We start from the raw sequence: 16,351 nt of genomic DNA, 5'->3' as shown, positions 1-16,351 counted from the left end.
GCCGCCGGCCCGGGGACACCATCGCGCACCACCGCAGGCAGGAGCGGGGGACCCAGCACGGTCGCGGCCGCCCATGGCCGCGCGCATCGACCGTGTCCGCCGGGCCGGCACCGCAGAGGGTGTCGGAACGGCTCGGGGTGAAGTCGGCGTGGCGGTCCCACCGCCTCCGCCGGCCGGGCAACTCACCAGTCCCGAACCCGACAGCTGACCTCGCAGGCGTCCGGTGAGAAGGAACGTCATGCTGTTCTCCGGCAAGGGGCGTCACCGCCGTCCCGGCAAGCCCACCCGCATAGCCGCCGCGGCCGGCGTCACCGGGGCGGCCGTGGCCATCCCGCTGATGGGCGCCTCCGGCGCCTCGGCCGCCTCCGTCGACACCTGGGACGCCGTCGCCCAGTGCGAGTCCGGCGGCGACTGGTCCATCAACACCGGCAACGGCTACTACGGTGGCCTCCAGTTCTCGCAGTCCAGCTGGGAGGCGGCCGGCGGCACCCAGTACGCCGCCAGCGCCGACCAGGCCACCAAGGAGCAGCAGATCGCCGCCGCCGAGGAGCTGTTGGCCATCCAGGGCCCCGGCGCCTGGCCGGTCTGCGGCGCCCAGGCCGGGCTGAGCTCCGGTGGCCCCGCGCCCGAGGTGGACACCGGCTCCGGCGAGGAGTCGGCGCCCGAGGCCACCCCCGAGCCCGAGCCGGCCCCCGAGCCGGAGCCGGAGCCCGTGGAGTCCCAGCCGCGCTCGGCCCCGGCCGAGGACGGCGAGAGCTACACCGTCGTCAAGGGCGACACGCTCTCGCGGATAGCGGACGAGCACGGCGTCAGCTGGCGTCAGCTGTGGGCCGACAACGTCGACGTGGTCGGCGAAGACCCGAACCTGATCCTTCCCGGACAGGAGCTGACCGTCTGACGACGGCCGTCTGATCGGTTCTGCGCGGACCCCGGGGAAACCCCGAGCGACCCGGGGAACGCGCGTGTGCCCGGCCGGTGTTCACCGGCCGGGCACACGGTTTTCTTCAGTGGTTAAACAAAAAGCTTTCCCCCCGGTCGGCCCGCGTTGACCAGCAATTTCATCGTTTCCCCCGATGCGTGACAGGCGCCGCATGGCGGTGGCGGGCGCCGGGACGGTTAGGCTCAGGGGGTCGTAGACGCGCGCGTGCCGCCACCGGACACGCGCAGGTCGACCACACACTCTGACCAAAGGAGAACCTCGTGCCGTCCATCGACGTCGTCGTAGCCCGCGAGATCCTGGACTCGCGAGGCAACCCCACGGTCGAGGTCGAGGTGGGCCTCGACGACGGCTCCACCGGCCGCGCCGCCGTCCCCTCCGGCGCCTCCACCGGCGCCTTCGAGGCGCTGGAGCTGCGTGACGGCGACACCAACCGCTACCTCGGCAAGGGTGTCGAGAAGGCGGTGCTGGCCGTCATCGAGCAGATCGGCCCCGAGCTGGTCGGCTACGACGCCACCGAGCAGCGGCTGATCGACCAGGCGATGTTCGACCTGGACGCCACCCCGGACAAGTCCTCGCTCGGCGCCAACGCGATCCTGGGCGTCTCGCTGGCCGTGGCACACGCCGCCTCCGAATCCCGTGACCTGCTGCTCTTCCGCTACCTCGGCGGCCCGAACGCGCACCTGCTGCCGGTGCCGATGATGAACATCCTCAACGGCGGCGCGCACGCGGACTCCAACGTGGACGTCCAGGAGTTCATGATCGCGCCGATCGGCGCCGAGTCCTTCTCCGAGGCCGTCCGTTGGGGAGCCGAGACCTACCACACCCTCAAGAAGGTCCTGAAGGAGCGCGGCCTGGGCACCGGCCTGGGCGACGAGGGCGGCTTCGCGCCGAACCTCTCCTCCAACCGCGAGGCGCTGGACCTGATCGTCGAGGCGATCCAGAAGGCCGGCTACACCCCGGGCCAGGACATCGCGCTGGCGTTGGACGTCGCCGCCACCGAGCTGTACTCGGACGGCACCTACACGCTGGAGGGCAAGTCCCTCACCGCCGAGCAGCTGACCGACTACTACGAGGAGCTGGTCGGCGCCTACCCGCTGGTCTCCCTGGAGGACCCGCTGGCCGAGGAGGACTGGGAGGGCTGGGGCCTGCTCACCGCGCGGCTCGGCGACAAGGTGCAGATCGTCGGCGACGACCTGTTCGTCACCAACCCCGAGCGGCTCCAGCGCGGCATCGACAACAGGTCGGCCAACGCGCTGCTGGTGAAGGTCAACCAGATCGGCTCGCTCACCGAGACCCTGGACGCCATGGAGCTGGCCCAGCGCAACGGCTTCAAGTGCATGATGTCCCACCGCTCCGGCGAGACCGAGGACGTCACCATCGCCGACCTGGCCGTCGCCACCAACTGCGGCCAGATCAAGACCGGCGCCCCCGCCCGTTCCGAGCGGGTCGCCAAGTACAACCAGCTGCTGCGTATCGAGGAGATCCTCGACGACGCCGCCGTCTACGCCGGCCGCAGCGCCTTCCCGCGCTTCAAGGGCTGAGGCCCCCTCGGGAAGTCCGCCCGGCGTGCCCGGGTGGACTTCCCCAGGCCGTCGCCGGCAACCTGACCGTGTCCCCGCCGTCCGTCCCGTACGGTGGCGGGGACGAGTCGTGGGCAGACCACCAGACGGTGCCAGGGAGGCGATGTGGCCGCGCAGCGTGACCGGTTCTCCACCGCCACCCGGCTGCGGGCGATCGGCGAGCAGGCGGCGGCCCGGGTCTACCGGGCGCAGAACCGCAGGCTCGCGGGCCCCCGCAGGCCCGGCGGCCCCCAGCGGCGCGGCCGGCTCACCGGACGGGCGGCGCTGCTGGCGCTGGTGATCTGCTCGTTGGTGGTCGCCCTCGCCTACCCGCTGCGGCAGTACGTCCAGCAGCGCTCGGAGATCGCCGAGCAGCGGCGGCAGTCGCGGGAGGCGGCCGACCGCGTCGAGGAGCTGCGGGACGCCAAGGCCCGCTGGCAGGACGACGCCTACGTGGAGCGGCAGGCCAGGGAGCGGCTGCGCTATGTGCGCCCGGGTGAGATCGGCTATGTGCTCCCCGACGGCGCCCCGGGCAGCGAGGCCGGGACGGACGAACGGCTGCGCAACCGGGGCATGTTGGCGCCGCAGCCCTGGCACCAGAACCTCTGGGACGGCGTCGACCGGGCCGACCGGCCGCAGTGAGCCGCCGCACCGCCGAGTCGTGCGCGGGGCCCCTTCTCTGTGACACTCGTGGTCGTCCGTGAGACACGTCGCCCTGTGAGAAGAGTTCATCCGTGGAAACCCCGACCCCGACCGACGTCTCGGTGATCCAGGAGCAGCTGGGGCGCCCGCCCCGCGGGCTGCGCGCCATCGCGCACCGCTGCGCCTGCGGCAATCCGGACGTGGTGGAGACGGCGCCCCGGCTGCCCGACGGCACCCCGTTCCCCACCACCTACTACCTGACCTGCCCGCGCGCCGCCTCCGCCATCGGCACCCTGGAGGCCAACGGCGTGATGCGGGAGATGACGGAACGGCTGGCGACCGACCCCGAGCTGGCCGCCGCCTACCGGGCCGCCCACGAGGACTATCTCGCGCGGCGGGACGCGATCGAGGTGCTGGTGGGCTTCCCGAGCGCCGGCGGGATGCCCGAGCGGGTCAAGTGTCTGCACGTGCTCGTCGCGCACTCCCTGGTGGCGGGCCCCGGCGTCAACCCGCTGGGCGACGAGGCGCTGGCGATGCTGCCCGAGTGGTGGCGCGCGGGCCGCTGCGCCACCGGGACCACCGAGGACCACGCGGCCGGCGCCGCCGAGCCCGTGCGAGGAGAGAACGCGTGAGCCTGACCACCGTCGCCGCGATCGACTGCGGCACCAACTCGATCCGACTGCTGGTCGCCGACGCAGATCCCGCGACGGGCCAACTGGTCGACCGCGAGCGCCGGATGGAGATCGTGCGGCTCGGCCAGGGCGTGGACCGCACCGGCCGGTTGGCGCCGGAGGCGCTGGAGCGCACCCTGGCGGCCTGCCGCGACTACGCGGAGGTGATCGCCGCCCACGGGGTGACCCCGGACCGGCTGCGGTTCGTCGCCACCTCGGCGTCCAGGGACGCGGAGAACCGCGCGGACTTCGTCGACGGCGTCCGCGCGATCCTGGGCGTCGAGCCCGAGGTGATCACCGGGGAGGAGGAGGCGGCGCTCTCCTTCACCGGCGCGACCACCGAGCTGGCCGGCCGGCCCGAGGTGGCGCGGCCGTTCCTGGTGATGGACATCGGCGGCGGCTCCACCGAGTTCGTCCTCGGCGACGAGGGGGTCACGGCGGCCCGCAGCGTGGACATCGGCTGTGTGCGGCTGACCGAGCGCCATCTGACCACGGCGGACGGCGCGGTGGCCGACCCGCCCGGCGCCGAGGCGCTGGCCGCGCTGACCGCCGACATCGACGCGGCCCTCGAACTGGCCGCCGAGCGCGTGCCGTTGGCACGTGCCGGGACGCTGGTCGGACTGGCCGGCTCGGTCACCACGGTGGCGGCCATGGCCCTCGGACTCCCCTCCTACGACCCCTCCGCCATCCACCACACGGTGCTGGAGCGGGACCGGGTCCGCGAGATCGTCGAGTGGCTGCTGACCGCCACCCACGCGGAACGGGCCGCCGTGCCCTCGATGCACCCCGGCCGGGTGGACGTCATCGGCGCGGGCGCGCTGGTGCTGCTGCGCGCGATGGAACGGGCGGACGTCTCCCGGGTGACGGTCTCGGAGCACGACATCCTGGACGGCATCGCCTTCCACACGGCGCGCGAGGTGCGTTGAGGGGCGGTGCCCGGCGGCCTCGGTGTCGGGCGGGGCGTCACTGGTTGCGGTAGACGTCCCGCCGGTCGCCCACCTTGACGACGAGTTTCCCGTCGTCGACCTGACAGGCGACCCGGTAGGTGCCGACTCGGAGCCGGTGAGCTTCCTGGCGTCGGCGTCCTGGCGGTAGGGGTCGTCACCGAGTGCGGTCAGCGCGGGGCTTTCCCCCGGTCGGCGGCCGGGGGGGCGTTCCGGGGGCCTCCGCGAAAAAGATCGTGAAGTTATTCACATGAGCGAGCCGCACGGGCGCCTCGAAAGCGCCCCGAACGGGGGGTGCGGCGGGGTGGCGGCCGCCTCGGCGGCCCCGGTCACGCGAGGCGTGGCCGGCCGGGCGGGTCGGAGGCGCGGCGCCCTGGAGGGCGGCGGTGCCGCTTCGACCTGGATCGTTCGCTTGTGAGGTGGTGGAGTGCCGGATTCCGATGCTCCGTCCCGATCTTCCCGGGGGTGGGTCCCGCCTCGGCGGGGCGCGAAGTGTAGCAGAGGGTCGGGGGAAGCTTGTGAAGCCCCTCACGAGGTCGCCGCGAGGGCGGGTGGATACTCGATGGCATGAGCACCACGGAGCGTCCGCGCATTCTCGTCGTAGGTGGGGGTTACGTCGGTCTGTACGCGGCCCGCCGCATTCTGAAGAAGCTGCGGTATGGCGAGGCCACCGTCACCGTCGTAGACCCTCGCTCCTACATGACCTACCAGCCCTTCCTTCCCGAAGCCGCTGCCGGCAGCATCTCCCCGCGGCACGTCGTGGTGCCCCTGCGTCGCGTGCTGCCCAAGGCGGAGGTCCTCACCGGCCGCGTCACCACCGTCGACCAGGACCGGCAGGTCGCCACCGTGGCGCCGCACGTCGGTTCCCCCTACGAGCTTCCCTTCGACTACCTGGTGGTGGCGCTCGGCGCCGTCTCCCGCACCTTCCCGATCCCCGGCCTCGCCGAGCAGGGCATCGGCATGAAGGGCGTCGAGGAGGCCATCGGCCTGCGCAACCACGTCCTGGAGCAGATGGACAAGGCCGACTCCACCACCGACGAGGAGATCCGCCGCAAGGCGCTCACCTTCGTCTTCGTGGGCGGCGGCTTCGCCGGGGCCGAGACCATCGGCGAGGTCGAGGACATGGCCAGGGACGCCACCCGCTACTACACCAGCATCAAGCCGTCCGACCTGCGCTTCGTGCTGGTCGACGTCGCCGACCGCATCCTGCCCGAGGTCGGCCCCAAGCTCGGCGAGTGGGGCCTGGAGCACCTCAAGCAGCGCGGCATCGAGGTCCACCTCGGCACCTCGCTGAAGTCCTGCGTCGACGGCCACGTCGTGCTGAGCAACGGCGTCGAGCTGGACTCCAGCACCCTGGTCTGGACGGCGGGCGTCAAGCCCAACCCGGCGCTGGCCGAGTTCGGCCTGCCGCTCGGCCCCAGGGGCCACGTGGACACCGAGCCCACCCTCCAGGTCAAGGGCACCGGCCACGTCTGGTCGGCCGGCGACAACGCCCAGGTCCCCGACCTCGCGATGCGCGAGGCCGGCGAGGAGAACGCCTGGTGCCCGCCGAACGCCCAGCACGCGCTGCGCCAGGCCAAGGTGCTCGGCGACAACGTGATCTCCGGGATGCGCGGCTTCCCGCAGAAGGAGTACAAGCACGCCAGCATGGGCGCCGTCGCCGGCCTCGGCCTGCGCAAGGGCGTCGCCATGATCAAGCTCGGCAGGCTCTCCTTCCGCTTCCGCGGCCGGCTCGGCTGGTACCTGCACCGCGGCTACCACGGCATGGCGGTCCCGACGTGGAACCGCAAGATCCGGGTCTTCGCCGACTGGACCCTCGGCCTCTTCCTCAAGCGGGAGGTCGTCTCGCTGGGCGCGATGGAGCACCCGCGCGAGGAGTTCCACGAGGCCGCCGCGCCGCCCGCCGCCGCCAGGCTCACCCCGCCGCCGGCCGCCCCGGCCGAGGGCGACAAGGCCAGGGAGCGCTCCGGCGCGAGCGCCGGCTGACGCCGCCGAGAACACACCGAGGCACGCCGAAGGGCGGGCGACCCGAGTGGTCGCCCGCCCTTCGGCGTCGTGGCGTGCCGCCACCGTGGGCCGGGCGGACCAATTCGTGCGCGGTACCGGGGGAAAACGTCGGAATCGGCGGCGGATCGGCGGCGTTCCCCAGTCACTGGACGCCAGGGTGAGCCCGGGCGCATGTCCATAAACGCGGAGGTTTGTCCCGTGACTGTCGCTTCCCGCCTCTCGACTCTGATCGAACAACTACTCGGCTCGCCGCTCCCGCTCCGCCTGCGGGCCTGGGACGGCAGCGAGGCCGGCCCCACCGGCGGCCCCGTTCTCGTCGTCCGCCACCGCAGGGCGCTGCGCCGGACGCTCTTCCGCCCGGGCGAACTGGGCCTGGCCCGCGCCTGGGTGGCCGGCGACCTCGATGTCGAGGGCGACCTGTACCAGGCCCTGACCGCGCTCGCCGGCCTGGTCTGGGACCGGCCCGACGCCGCGCCCGTGACCCGCTCCCGGATGGCCGCCGCCGTCCCCGAACTGCTCGCGCTCTCCGGCCCCCTGCCGCTCCCGGTCCGCCCGCCCGGCGAGGAGAACCGCCGCCGGCGCACGGGCCCCGCGCACTCCCAGCGGCGGGACCGCAGCGCCATCAGCCACCACTACGACGTCGGCAACGAGTTCTACGAACTGGTGCTCGGCCCCTCCATGGTCTACTCGTGCGCCGTCTGGGGCCCGGAGACCGACGACCTCCAGGACGCCCAGACCGCCAAGCTCGACCTGATCTGCCGCAAGCTGGGCCTGCGCGAGGGGCAGCGGCTGCTCGACGTGGGCTGCGGCTGGGGCTCCCTGGTGCTGCACGCGGCCCAGCGGTACGGGGTGCGCGCGGTGGGCGTGACGCTCTCCACCGAGCAGGCCGAGTACGCCAGGGAACGGGTCGCGAAGGAGGACCTGACCGACCGGGTCGAGATCCGGGTGCAGGACTACCGGCGGGTGACCGACGGCCCCTTCGACGCGGTCGCCTCCGTCGGCATGGCCGAGCACGTCGGCGACGCCAGGTACCAGGAGTACGCCGACCGCCTCTTCCGGCTGCTGCGCCCCGGCGGCCGGCTGCTCAACCACCAGATCGCCCGCCGGCCGATGGCCGACGAGTCGCGGTACCGGGTCGATCCGTTCATCGACGCCTATGTCTTCCCCGACGGCGAACTCGCGCCCGTGGGGCGGACGGTGGGGCTGCTGGAGCGGGCCGGCCTCGAGGTGCGGGACATGGAGTCGCTGCGCGAGCACTACGCGCTGACGCTGCGCCACTGGGTGCGCCGCCTGGAGCAGGAGTGGGAGCGCGCGGTGCGGCTGGTCGGCCCCGCCAGGGCGCGGATCTGGCGCCTCTACATGGCCGCCTCCGCGCTGCAGTTCGAACGCGGCCGGATCGGGGTCAACCAGCTCCTCGCCGTCCGCACCCCGGACGACGGCCGTGCGGAGCTGCCGCTGCGGCCGCGCGCCTGGGTGGAGCTGACCTCGTAGTAGGCCCGGCGCCTCAGACGCCCGTCGGCCCCGAGTGGCCCTTGGCGTCGTACCGCTTCATGTGCTCCAGGACCCGTTCGGCGGTGGGCGCCGGCATGTCGTCCACCACCCGGCCGTCGGCGAGGAAGACCGCGCGGTCCGCGTAGCCGGCGGCCACCGGGTCGTGGGTGACCATCACCACCGTCTGGCCCAGCTCCCGGACCGAGTTCCGCAGGAAGCCGAGGATCTCGGCCCCGGCGCGCGAGTCGAGGTTCCCCGTCGGCTCGTCCCCGAAGACGATCTCCGGCCGGCCGGCCAACGCCCTGGCGACCGCGACCCGCTGCTGCTGGCCGCCGGAGAGCTGGGCCGGACGGTGCTTGAGCCGCTTGCCGAGCCCGACGGTCGCGATCACCTGGTCCAGCCAGGCGCGGTCCGGTTTGGTCCCGGCGATGCCCATCGGCAGCGTGATGTTGTCCAGGGCGTTGAGGGTGGGCAGCAGGTTGAACGTCTGGAAGACGAAGCCGACACGGTCCCTGCGGAGTTGGGTGAGCTTCTTGTCGCTCAGCCCGTTCAGCTCCGTGTCGCCGAGCCTGGCGGAGCCGGCGGAGATGCTGTCCAGGCCGGCCATGCAGTGCATCAGCGTGGACTTGCCGGAGCCGGAGGGGCCCATGATCGCGGTGAACCGCCCTCGCTCGAAGGCGACGCTGACCCCGTCGAGCGCCACCACCCTCGTCTCGTCGCTGCCGTAGACCTTGGTCAGCCCCTCGGCGCTGGCCGCGAAGCCGTGCGGGCGGGGGTGGGTCGAATCGGTGTGCTGGGCGGGCGCTTGGTAGGACACGGCGTACTCCAGCCAGGACGCGGGAAGGACTCCCCCATCCTGGGCCGAAACGCTCCGTCTGTGATCCCCCCGGTTGCCAACTCCTGGTTGTCCTCGGGTCGGAGACGGGCGGGTGCGTCGTCCTACCTGAGGAGGAGGTGATCCCTGAGTGCCCGGAAGGATGCGGAGGGTTGATTTGCGTCATTCCTCGGCCGGCTGCCGGGCGCGGTTCCGGCCAAAGCCGCCTGTAACAGCCCCACCGCATACTGACGTGCCGTCAGCAGCTCATAAAATCAGACAACAACGCTCTGGGGCACCGGTGTTCGGACCGAATCCGGCCGTTAAGCTCGAATGACTCCCTCGGCGCCCCGGCGCCCGGTACGGCTTGGGATCTGTGCCCGGATGGTGGAATGCAGACACGGTGAGCTTAAAACTCGCTGGCCTTCGGGCCGTGCCGGTTCAAGTCCGGCTCCGGGCACCCAGAGCCTTCTCCCCGCCGAGCGGGGGCGTCGCCCCCGACGCGGCGCCACTCACCGCCGGTGACGTTCAGCCCGTCGAACGGGAGGACCGGCCCCTCGGCCGCGCGGGCCGGTGAGAGTGACCGGAGTGATCCCCGGGGCTGGGAACAAGACGCCTCTTCCAGTAGTTTCCATGGATGCACCTACCGTGCGGACTTTGCTAACGCATTACTCTGGTAGGCAAGGCCGCGCCGTGCGGCCATGGAGGAGTGAGATGAGGAGCAGCAACCCGGTCTTCACGCGTCGGGGGTTCAGTCGGGACGGCGGCTACGCCGGCTTCAACGCCGGACCGCAGCCGCAGACCGGGAATCCGTACGCGGGAAGCCCTGCCAACCCCTACGCGCCGCAGCCGGGTAACCCGTATGCGCAGCCGCAGGTGGGCCCCGACGGCGGATACGCGCCCACCCGCCCCAACGTGATGACGATCGACAGTGTCGTCTCGCGCACCGCGATCACCCTGGGTGCCGTGGTCGCCGCCGCGGCCGTCTCCTGGGTCGCCGACCTGCCGCTGGCGGCCGGCATCGTCTTCGCGCTGGTCGCCATGGGCCTCGGCCTGTGGCAGTCCTTCAAGCGCGAGCCGTCGCCGACGCTGATCCTGGCCTACGCGGTCACCGAGGGCCTCTTCCTCGGCGCCATCAGCAACGCGATCAACCAGCAGGTGCCGGGCGCCGCCATGCAGGCGGTCATCGGCACGATGGCGGTCTTCGCCGGTGTGCTGTTCATGTACAAGCAGCGCATCATCCGGGTCAACGCCCGCTTCACCAAGTTCGTCCTCGCGGCGGCCCTCGGCTTCATCCTGCTGTCCATGGTCAACCTCGTCGTCCTCATGGTCGGCGGCGGTAACGGCCTGGGCCTGCGGGACGGTGCGCTCGGTGTCGTCTTCGGCGTGGTCGGCATCATCCTCGGTGCCTGCTTCCTCGCCCTGGACTTCAAGATGGTCGAGGACGGCATCGCCTACGGCGCCCCGGAGAAGGAGTCCTGGCTGGCCGCGTTCGGCCTGACCCTGACCCTGGTCTGGATCTACCTGGAGTTTCTGCGGCTGATCGCCATCCTTCAGGGCGACTGACCGCGCTGACCGCGCCGGCGCCGCCCAAGCGCCGTCGCACTCGGCCCAGGACGGGGCCCCGACGAGTTCGCTCGTCGGGGCCCCGTCCGTTGTCGTCGTCCGTCGTCCGCTGTCGTCCGGCGGCCCCGGCGTCCCTCGGACGTTCAGCCGGTGAACCCGTCGACCAGCCGCAGGGCCTCGGCCAGCTCCCGCCGCGCGCGGTCGCGGTCCTCGACGCGGGCGATGGCTCGGGCCAGGTCGTCGCCGGTCACCGCGATCTGGTCGCCCACGGCCCAGAGCCCCGCGTCGGGCACCCGCCGGGTGCCACCCGCGTGGGGCTCCTCCAGCAGCTGCGCCCTGCGGGTCAGCTCGTCGGCGAGCGCGCGGCCCCGGTCGGCCGCGCCGCGCCGCAGCCGGCTCTCCGGCAGCCGCCGCAGGCGGTCCGCCGCGCGCTCCAGCGCGGCGGACAACTCCGCCGTCTCCACGGTCATTCCGTCCGCCTCCCGTGCCGCACGTGCCACCGGGGCATCGTACGGCGCCGGCCGCCGGCCGCCGGTGCCTACTCGGGGCTGGAGGAGGCCACCACCCGGTCGGCCAGCAGGTAGACGTTTTCCTCGTCGCCGCAGGAGAAGGTCAGCGCGTAGGCGCCGGAGACGGCGGAGCCGCCCATCAGCACCGGCGGGTCGCCGTCGCGCAGCGCGGAGGCCAGCCGCTCGGCGGCCTCCTGGTGGCTGGGCGTGAGGCAGAGCGTGGTGCCGTCGGCGAAGAGAAAGACGTCCAGGGTGCCCATCGGCCCCGGTCGGACGTCGGCCAACGGCACGCGCGCGGCCGCCAGTTCCGAGAGCCGGTCGGCGGTGGCCCACGGGTCGCGGGAACGGCCGCAGGCCGCCGCGTCCGCGCGGTCCACCGGCTCGCCGGAGAGGGTGAACCCCGGGTGCGAGGGGTGCCGGCGCCGGGCGGCGGCCAGCTCGGCCGACTCCCCGGACTCCGTCCCCTCCGCGGAGTCCTCGACGCCCTCGTCGGCCTGCCGGGGCACGAAGAGCGAGCCGTCGCGGACACCGGGCGGCAGCGCGGAGTCGCTCAGCAGATAGCGCTCCAGCAGTGCGTCCAGCAGCTCCTCGTTGTCGTCGGCCGCCACATAGCTCAACCCCCGGCCCGCCAGCAGCGCGCCCGGGTCGTCCTCGTCCCTGGCGTCCTGCTCGGCCCAGTACGCCCTGGCCTCCGCCAGCTCGCGCTCGCGCTCCTCGGAGAGGGCGGCGGCGACGGCGTGCCTGACCTCGTCCGGGGAGACCTCGGACCGCGCCTGCGGCACCCGGGCGGCCTCGGAGGCCAACTCGGCGCGGAGGGCCGCCACGTCGCCGCGCAGGGCACGCACGGTGTAGAGGGACAGGCCGCCCAGCGCGACGGCGGTGGCTGCGCTCACCAGCAGGATGACGGATATGGCGCTCACGGACTCGCTCCCAGTGCTGTCGGTCCCTGACTTCTTATCTCAGGTTTCCGGGGCGCGGACACGGCGTGCAGTGCAAAACGTCATGAACTGGACAGGTCTTTGGTCCTTTACGCGCCCCCCTGTGGTCGCTGACCTGCGTCTTCGTCGAGTCGATACGGCATGGATCACATCCCGGGGCCGCTTCGGTATCGCCCGGATATACCGACGGCCCGGGGCCGCCCGCCGGCGCGCGCCCCTCTTTCGGGTGTGACCGAAAGCACAGGGGCCCCAAGAGGGCGCGCGCCGGGCCGCGTTCTCAGCTGAGCCGCTCCAGCACCATCGCCATGCCCTGACCGCCGCCCACGCACATGGTCTCCAGTCCGAACTGCTTGTCGTGCCAGCGCAGCGAGTTGATCAACGTGGTGGTGATCCGGGCGCCCGTCATCCCGAAGGGGTGGCCCACGGCGATCGCGCCGCCGTTGACGTTCAACCGGTCCAGGTCGATGCCCAGGTCGCGGTAGGAGGGGATCACCTGGGCGGCGAACGCCTCGTTGATCTCCACCAGGTCGATGTCGCCGATCGTCAGCCCCGCCCGGTCCAGCGCGCGCCGGGACGCCTCGACGGGACCCAGGCCCATGATCTCGGGGGAGAGCGCGGAGAGGCCGGTGGAGACCACCCGGGCGAGCGGGGTGATGCCCAACTCCCGGGCGCGGGTGTCCGACATCACCACCAGGGCGGCGGCGCCGTCGTTCAACGGGCAGCAGTTCCCCGCCGTGATCCGGCCGTCGGGGCGGAAGACCGGCTTGAGGCCGGAGACCCCCTCCATGGTCACCCCGGGGCGGGGGCCGTCGTCGGCGGCGACCACCGTGCCGTCGGGAGTGGTGACCGGGGTGATCTCGCGCTGCCAGAAGCCGTCGGCGATGGCGCGCTCGGCCCGCTGCTGGGAGCGCACCCCGAACTCGTCCATCTCCCGCCGGGTGACCCCCTTCAGTCGGGCCAGGTTCTCCGCGGTCTGGCCCATCGCCATGTAGACGTCGGGCAGCAGGCCGTCCTCGCGCGGGTCGTGCCAGCCCTCCGCGCCGTGCTCGGCGCGCTCGGCGGTCCTGGCCTCGGCGTCGGCGAAGAGCGGGTTGTGCGTCTCGGCGCCCTCCCTCGGGTTCGACGAGATCATCTCGACGCCGGCCGAGACGAAGACGTCGCCCTCGCCCGCCCTGATCGCGTGCATCGCCATCCGCGTGGTCTGGAGCGAGGAGGAGCAGTAACGGGTGATGGTGGCCGCCGGCAGGTGGTCCATGCCGAGCTGGACGGCGACGACCCGGCCCAGGTTGCTGCCCTGGGCGCCCGACGGGATGCCGCAGCCGAGCAGCAGGTCGTCGATCTCGGTCGGGTCGAGCTGGGGCACCTGGTCGAGCGCGGCGCGCACGATCGTGGCGGTCAGGTCGTCGGGGCGCATCTCCCTCAGCGACCCCTTGCCCGCCCGTCCGATCGGCGAGCGGGCGGCTGAGACGATCACTGCTTCGGGCACGGCTTCCTCCGGGGTCGGATACGGGGGCCGGCGCGGCCCACTCGAACGAAGTTACCGGCAGGTAGTGGCTATGTCACGGGCTCGCTCGACCGTCCCGGGCGCCCCTCGGGGCGCCCCTCCGCCGCCTCGTCGTCCTCCTCCCGCCGGCCCACGGGCTCCGTCGCCTCGCCGGGCAACGGACGCCTGCGCCGGCGCTTGAGGAGCGCCCAAGGCGCACGACGGCTGCCGCGCTCCGCCGAGCTGACCTCCGTGCCCCCTTCGAGCACCGCGCGCGCCGCCGCCCGGTCCACCGGCAGCAGCCGTTCCCCGCGCGGCACCCCGGGGCGCCGCTCCTCGGGCCAGACGCCGAGCGCGGCGCAGAGCGTGGGCAGCACGGCCATCGCCGCCGTCGCGTAGCCCGCGGCCGAGGGGTGGTAGCGGTCCGGGCCGAACAACTCGCCCGGGTGGGCGGCGAACTCGGGCCCCAGCAGCGTGCCGAGCGAGACCGTCCGCCCGCCCAGCTCCACCACGGCGATGGTCTGCGCCGCCGCCAACTGCCGGCACAGCCGCCGCGCCACCCAGCGCAGCGGCTGCCCCACCGGCTCCACCGAGCCCAGGTCGGGGCAGGTCCCGACGACGACCTGGCAGCCCGCGGTGCGCAGCCGGGAGACAGCCTCGGACAGGTGGCGCACCGACTCGGCCGGCGAGACCCGGCCCGTGACGTCGTTGGCACCGATCATGATCACGCACACGTCGGGGACCGGCGCCCGGCCCGGCTCGGTCAGCAGCAGCGAGACCTGCCGTTCCAGGTCGAGGGACTTCGCGCCGGAGAGGGCGACGCTGTGCAGCTCGACGGGCCGTTCGGAGACCGCGGCCAGTCCCGAGGCGAGCAGCGCGCCCGGGGTCTGCCGCGCCCGGTCGACGCCGAGCCCGGCGGCCGTCGAGTCGCCGAGCACGGCCAGTCGCCAGGGAACGCCGGAGGCGGCGGCGAACGCCGTGCCGTAGACCCCGTCCGCCACCGGCGGCTCGTCGTCGGAAGCGCTGTCCAGCACCTGCCGCCTGGCGTAGCGGGCCTCGGTGAGCAGCAGTCCCAGGGTCGCGCCCCCCAGCAGGCTGATCCCCCCGCCCCCGAACGCCGCCGCCGTCGCGATTCTCCGTGCCACCCGCGCCCTGGACATCCACCACTCCCTCGTCGACCGCCCCGTTACCTCTGTGGTGCCCAACGCGGCCCGCCGCGCAACGCAATAGGGTGCTCTCCATCGCCGTTCACGGCCGTTCACAGCGGAAGAACCCGCCCCTGAAACGCGGAGACCCACGTGCAGTATCACGAGTCGATGATCGAACTGGTCGGCAACACCCCGTTGGTCAGACTGAATCGAGTGACCGAGGGAATCGAGGCCACCGTCCTCGCCAAGGTCGAGTACTTCAACCCCGGCGGGTCGGTGAAGGACCGGATCGCCGTGCGGATGATCGAGGCCGCCGAGCGCTCGGGCGCGCTGCGGCCCGGCGGGGTGATCGTCGAGCCGACCTCGGGGAACACCGGCGTCGGCCTCGCGATCGTGGCCCAACAGAAGGGCTACCGCTGCGTCTTCGTCTGCCCCGACAAGGTCTCCACGGACAAGATCAACGTGTTGCGGGCCTACGGCGCCGAGGTCGTGGTCTGCCCCACGGCCGTCGACCCCGAGCACCCCGACTCGTACTACAACGTCTCCGACCGGCTGGTGCGCGAGACCCCCGGCGCGTGGAAGCCGGACCAGTACAGCAACCCGGACAACCCCCGTTCGCACTACGAGACCACGGGGCCCGAGCTGTGGAAGCAGACCGAGGGGCGGATCACGCACTTCGTGGCCGGCGTCGGGACCGGCGGCACCATCTCGGGGACCGGGCGCTATCTGAAGGAGGTCAGCGACGGCCGGGTGCGGGTGGTCGGCGCGGACCCCGAGGGCTCGGTCTACTCGGGCGGTTCCGGGCGGCCCTACCTGGTGGAGGGCGTCGGCGAGGACTTCTGGCCGACGGCCTACGACCGGGAGGTGGCCGACGAGATCGTGGCCGTCTCGGACAAGGACTCCTTCCAGATGACCCGCCGACTCGCCCGGGAGGAGGGCCTGTTGGTCGGCGGCTCCTGCGGGATGGCGGTCGTCGGCGCGCTGGAGGTCGCCCGCCGGCTGGGCCCGGACGACGTGGTGGTCGTGCTGCTGCCGGACGGCGGGCGGGGCTATCTCAGCAAGATCTTCAACGACGAGTGGATGGCCGACTACGGCTTCCTGGAGGGCGGCGAGCCGGCCACCCGCGTCGGTGACGTGCTGCGCGCCAAGGACGGCGGGCTGCCGTCGCTGGTCCACATGCACCCCGAGGAGACCGTCGGGGAGGCGATCGAGGTGCTGCGCGAGTACGGCGTCTCGCAGATGCCCGTGGTCAAGCCGGGCGCGGGCCACCCCGACGTGATGGCCGCCGAGATCGTCGGCTCGGTGGTCGAACGGGAGCTGCTGGACGCCCTGTTCACGCAGCGCGCGGCGCTGGGCGACCCGCTGGAGTCGCACATGAGCGCGCCGCTGCCGCACGTCGGCTCGGGCGAGCCGATCGCCGACCTGATGGCCACGCTGCACGGCGCGGACGCGGCCGTCGTGCTGGTCGAGGGGAAGCCGACGGGGGTGGTGAGCCGGCAGGACCTGCTGGCGTTCCTGGCGGGGGACCGGCCGACCGGCCCCTGAGCGACGGGCGCCCCGGGGGGCGTTCCCGGCGGCCGGACGGGCGTCGGGACGTCCCCGACCCGGGCGGATGTCCGGTGGTCATGTGGGGGTTCCC

The 16,351-nt window shown here is 72.9% G+C and carries 14 protein-coding genes, 1 tRNA gene and 1 pseudogene; 10 read left to right on the top strand and 6 right to left on the bottom strand.

All coding sequences use genetic code 11. The annotated features are described in order from the left end of the window. Positions 1 to 238 precede the first annotated feature (238 nt). The 5 genes from CRP51_RS23955 (at position 239) to CRP51_RS23935 (ending at position 4,738) form a co-directional block, all read left to right on the top strand. Positions 239 to 898, top strand: coding sequence for a LysM peptidoglycan-binding domain-containing protein (locus CRP51_RS23955; RefSeq protein WP_097233398.1), 660 nt, complete (start codon positions 239 to 241; stop codon positions 896 to 898). A gap of 302 nt (positions 899 to 1,200) precedes the next feature. Beyond that, positions 1,201 to 2,481, top strand: coding sequence for a phosphopyruvate hydratase (gene eno, locus CRP51_RS23950; RefSeq protein WP_097233397.1), 1,281 nt, complete (start codon positions 1,201 to 1,203; stop codon positions 2,479 to 2,481). Between the two features lie 144 nt (positions 2,482 to 2,625). Beyond that, positions 2,626 to 3,141 (top strand): FtsB family cell division protein, encoded by a 516-nt coding sequence (locus CRP51_RS23945; RefSeq protein WP_097233396.1) that lies wholly within the window; start codon positions 2,626 to 2,628, stop codon positions 3,139 to 3,141. Positions 3,142 to 3,233: 92 nt separating this feature from the next. Beyond that, a complete protein-coding gene (locus CRP51_RS23940; RefSeq protein WP_245880769.1) occupies positions 3,234 to 3,773 on the top strand; it encodes a DUF501 domain-containing protein in 540 nt (179 codons plus the stop codon). A 2-nt stretch (positions 3,774 to 3,775) separates the two neighbouring features. After that, entirely contained in the window at positions 3,776 to 4,738 is a 963-nt protein-coding gene (locus tag CRP51_RS23935) for a Ppx/GppA phosphatase family protein (RefSeq protein ID WP_097233430.1), read from the top strand. Between the two features lie 37 nt (positions 4,739 to 4,775). Here CRP51_RS23935 and CRP51_RS29755 read toward each other — a convergent pair. Further along, a pseudogene (locus CRP51_RS29755) lies at positions 4,776 to 4,933 on the bottom strand (type II toxin-antitoxin system RelE family toxin); the annotation flags it as partial. A gap of 390 nt (positions 4,934 to 5,323) precedes the next feature. Between CRP51_RS29755 and CRP51_RS23925 the strand changes: the two are divergent. Together CRP51_RS23925 and CRP51_RS23920 are read left to right on the top strand one after the other, a co-directional pair. Beyond that, on the top strand, positions 5,324 to 6,742 hold the full coding sequence (locus tag CRP51_RS23925; RefSeq protein WP_097233395.1) for an NAD(P)/FAD-dependent oxidoreductase: 1,419 nt from the start codon (positions 5,324 to 5,326) through the stop codon (positions 6,740 to 6,742). A gap of 192 nt (positions 6,743 to 6,934) precedes the next feature. Next, positions 6,935 to 8,254: a class I SAM-dependent methyltransferase gene (locus CRP51_RS23920; RefSeq protein WP_097233394.1), complete on the top strand. Its 1,320-nt coding sequence runs from the start codon at positions 6,935 to 6,937 to the stop codon at positions 8,252 to 8,254. A 13-nt stretch (positions 8,255 to 8,267) separates the two neighbouring features. On the opposite strand, the gene CRP51_RS23915 is transcribed toward CRP51_RS23920, so the two are convergent. Further along, positions 8,268 to 9,071, bottom strand: a complete 804-nt coding sequence (locus CRP51_RS23915; protein WP_170970651.1) for an ABC transporter ATP-binding protein — start codon at positions 9,069 to 9,071, stop codon at positions 8,268 to 8,270. 375 nt (positions 9,072 to 9,446) lie between these two features. Between CRP51_RS23915 and CRP51_RS23910 the strand changes: the two genes are divergently transcribed. Then, positions 9,447 to 9,528 (top strand) — tRNA-Leu (locus CRP51_RS23910). Between the two features lie 254 nt (positions 9,529 to 9,782). Beyond that, a complete protein-coding gene (locus CRP51_RS23905) occupies positions 9,783 to 10,634 on the top strand; it encodes a Bax inhibitor-1/YccA family protein (protein WP_097233392.1) in 852 nt (283 codons plus the stop codon). 143 nt (positions 10,635 to 10,777) lie between these two features. Here the strand turns inward: CRP51_RS23905 and CRP51_RS23900 are convergent, their stop codons facing one another. From CRP51_RS23900 to CRP51_RS23885, 4 genes are all read right to left on the bottom strand, one after another. Beyond that, the gene (locus tag CRP51_RS23900; protein WP_141514655.1) at positions 10,778 to 11,134 is read right to left on the bottom strand and encodes a hypothetical protein; all 357 of its coding nucleotides are present in this window, start codon (positions 11,132 to 11,134) and stop codon (positions 10,778 to 10,780) included. Positions 11,135 to 11,172: 38 nt separating this feature from the next. After that, positions 11,173 to 12,063 (bottom strand): hypothetical protein, encoded by an 891-nt coding sequence (locus CRP51_RS23895; RefSeq protein WP_097233390.1) that lies wholly within the window; start codon positions 12,061 to 12,063, stop codon positions 11,173 to 11,175. 295 nt (positions 12,064 to 12,358) lie between these two features. Continuing rightward, a complete protein-coding gene (locus CRP51_RS23890) occupies positions 12,359 to 13,567 on the bottom strand; it encodes an acetyl-CoA C-acetyltransferase (protein WP_097233389.1) in 1,209 nt (402 codons plus the stop codon). Positions 13,568 to 13,635: 68 nt separating this feature from the next. Next, the gene (locus tag CRP51_RS23885; protein ID WP_170970650.1) at positions 13,636 to 14,724 is read right to left on the bottom strand and encodes an SGNH/GDSL hydrolase family protein; all 1,089 of its coding nucleotides are present in this window, start codon (positions 14,722 to 14,724) and stop codon (positions 13,636 to 13,638) included. Positions 14,725 to 14,862: 138 nt separating this feature from the next. Here CRP51_RS23885 and CRP51_RS23880 point away from each other — a divergent pair, with 138 nt between their 5' ends. Further along, a complete protein-coding gene (locus CRP51_RS23880; protein WP_097233388.1) occupies positions 14,863 to 16,257 on the top strand; it encodes a cystathionine beta-synthase in 1,395 nt (464 codons plus the stop codon). The last annotated feature ends 94 nt before the right edge of the window (positions 16,258 to 16,351 follow it).

The organism is Streptomyces zhaozhouensis (genome assembly GCF_900230195.1).
Lineage (GTDB): Bacteria > Actinomycetota > Actinomycetes > Streptomycetales > Streptomycetaceae > Streptomyces > Streptomyces zhaozhouensis.
Note: the sequence above shows the minus strand (reverse complement) of the source record. Positions and strands in the feature narration are given on the sequence as shown.

Excerpts from the sequence above, each read along its gene's own strand:
- CRP51_RS23925 (WP_097233395.1), top strand. The coding sequence starts at position 5,324 with ATGAGCACCACGGAGCGTCCGCGCATTCTCGTCGTAGGTGGGGGTTAC.
- CRP51_RS23920 (WP_097233394.1), top strand. The coding sequence starts at position 6,935 with ATGTCCATAAACGCGGAGGTTTGTCCCGTGACTGTCGCTTCCCGCCTC.
- CRP51_RS23955 (WP_097233398.1), top strand. The coding sequence starts at position 239 with ATGCTGTTCTCCGGCAAGGGGCGTCACCGCCGTCCCGGCAAGCCCACC.
- CRP51_RS23905 (WP_097233392.1), top strand. The coding sequence starts at position 9,783 with ATGAGGAGCAGCAACCCGGTCTTCACGCGTCGGGGGTTCAGTCGGGAC.
- CRP51_RS23885 (WP_170970650.1), bottom strand. The coding sequence starts at position 14,724 with ATGTCCAGGGCGCGGGTGGCACGGAGAATCGCGACGGCGGCGGCGTTC.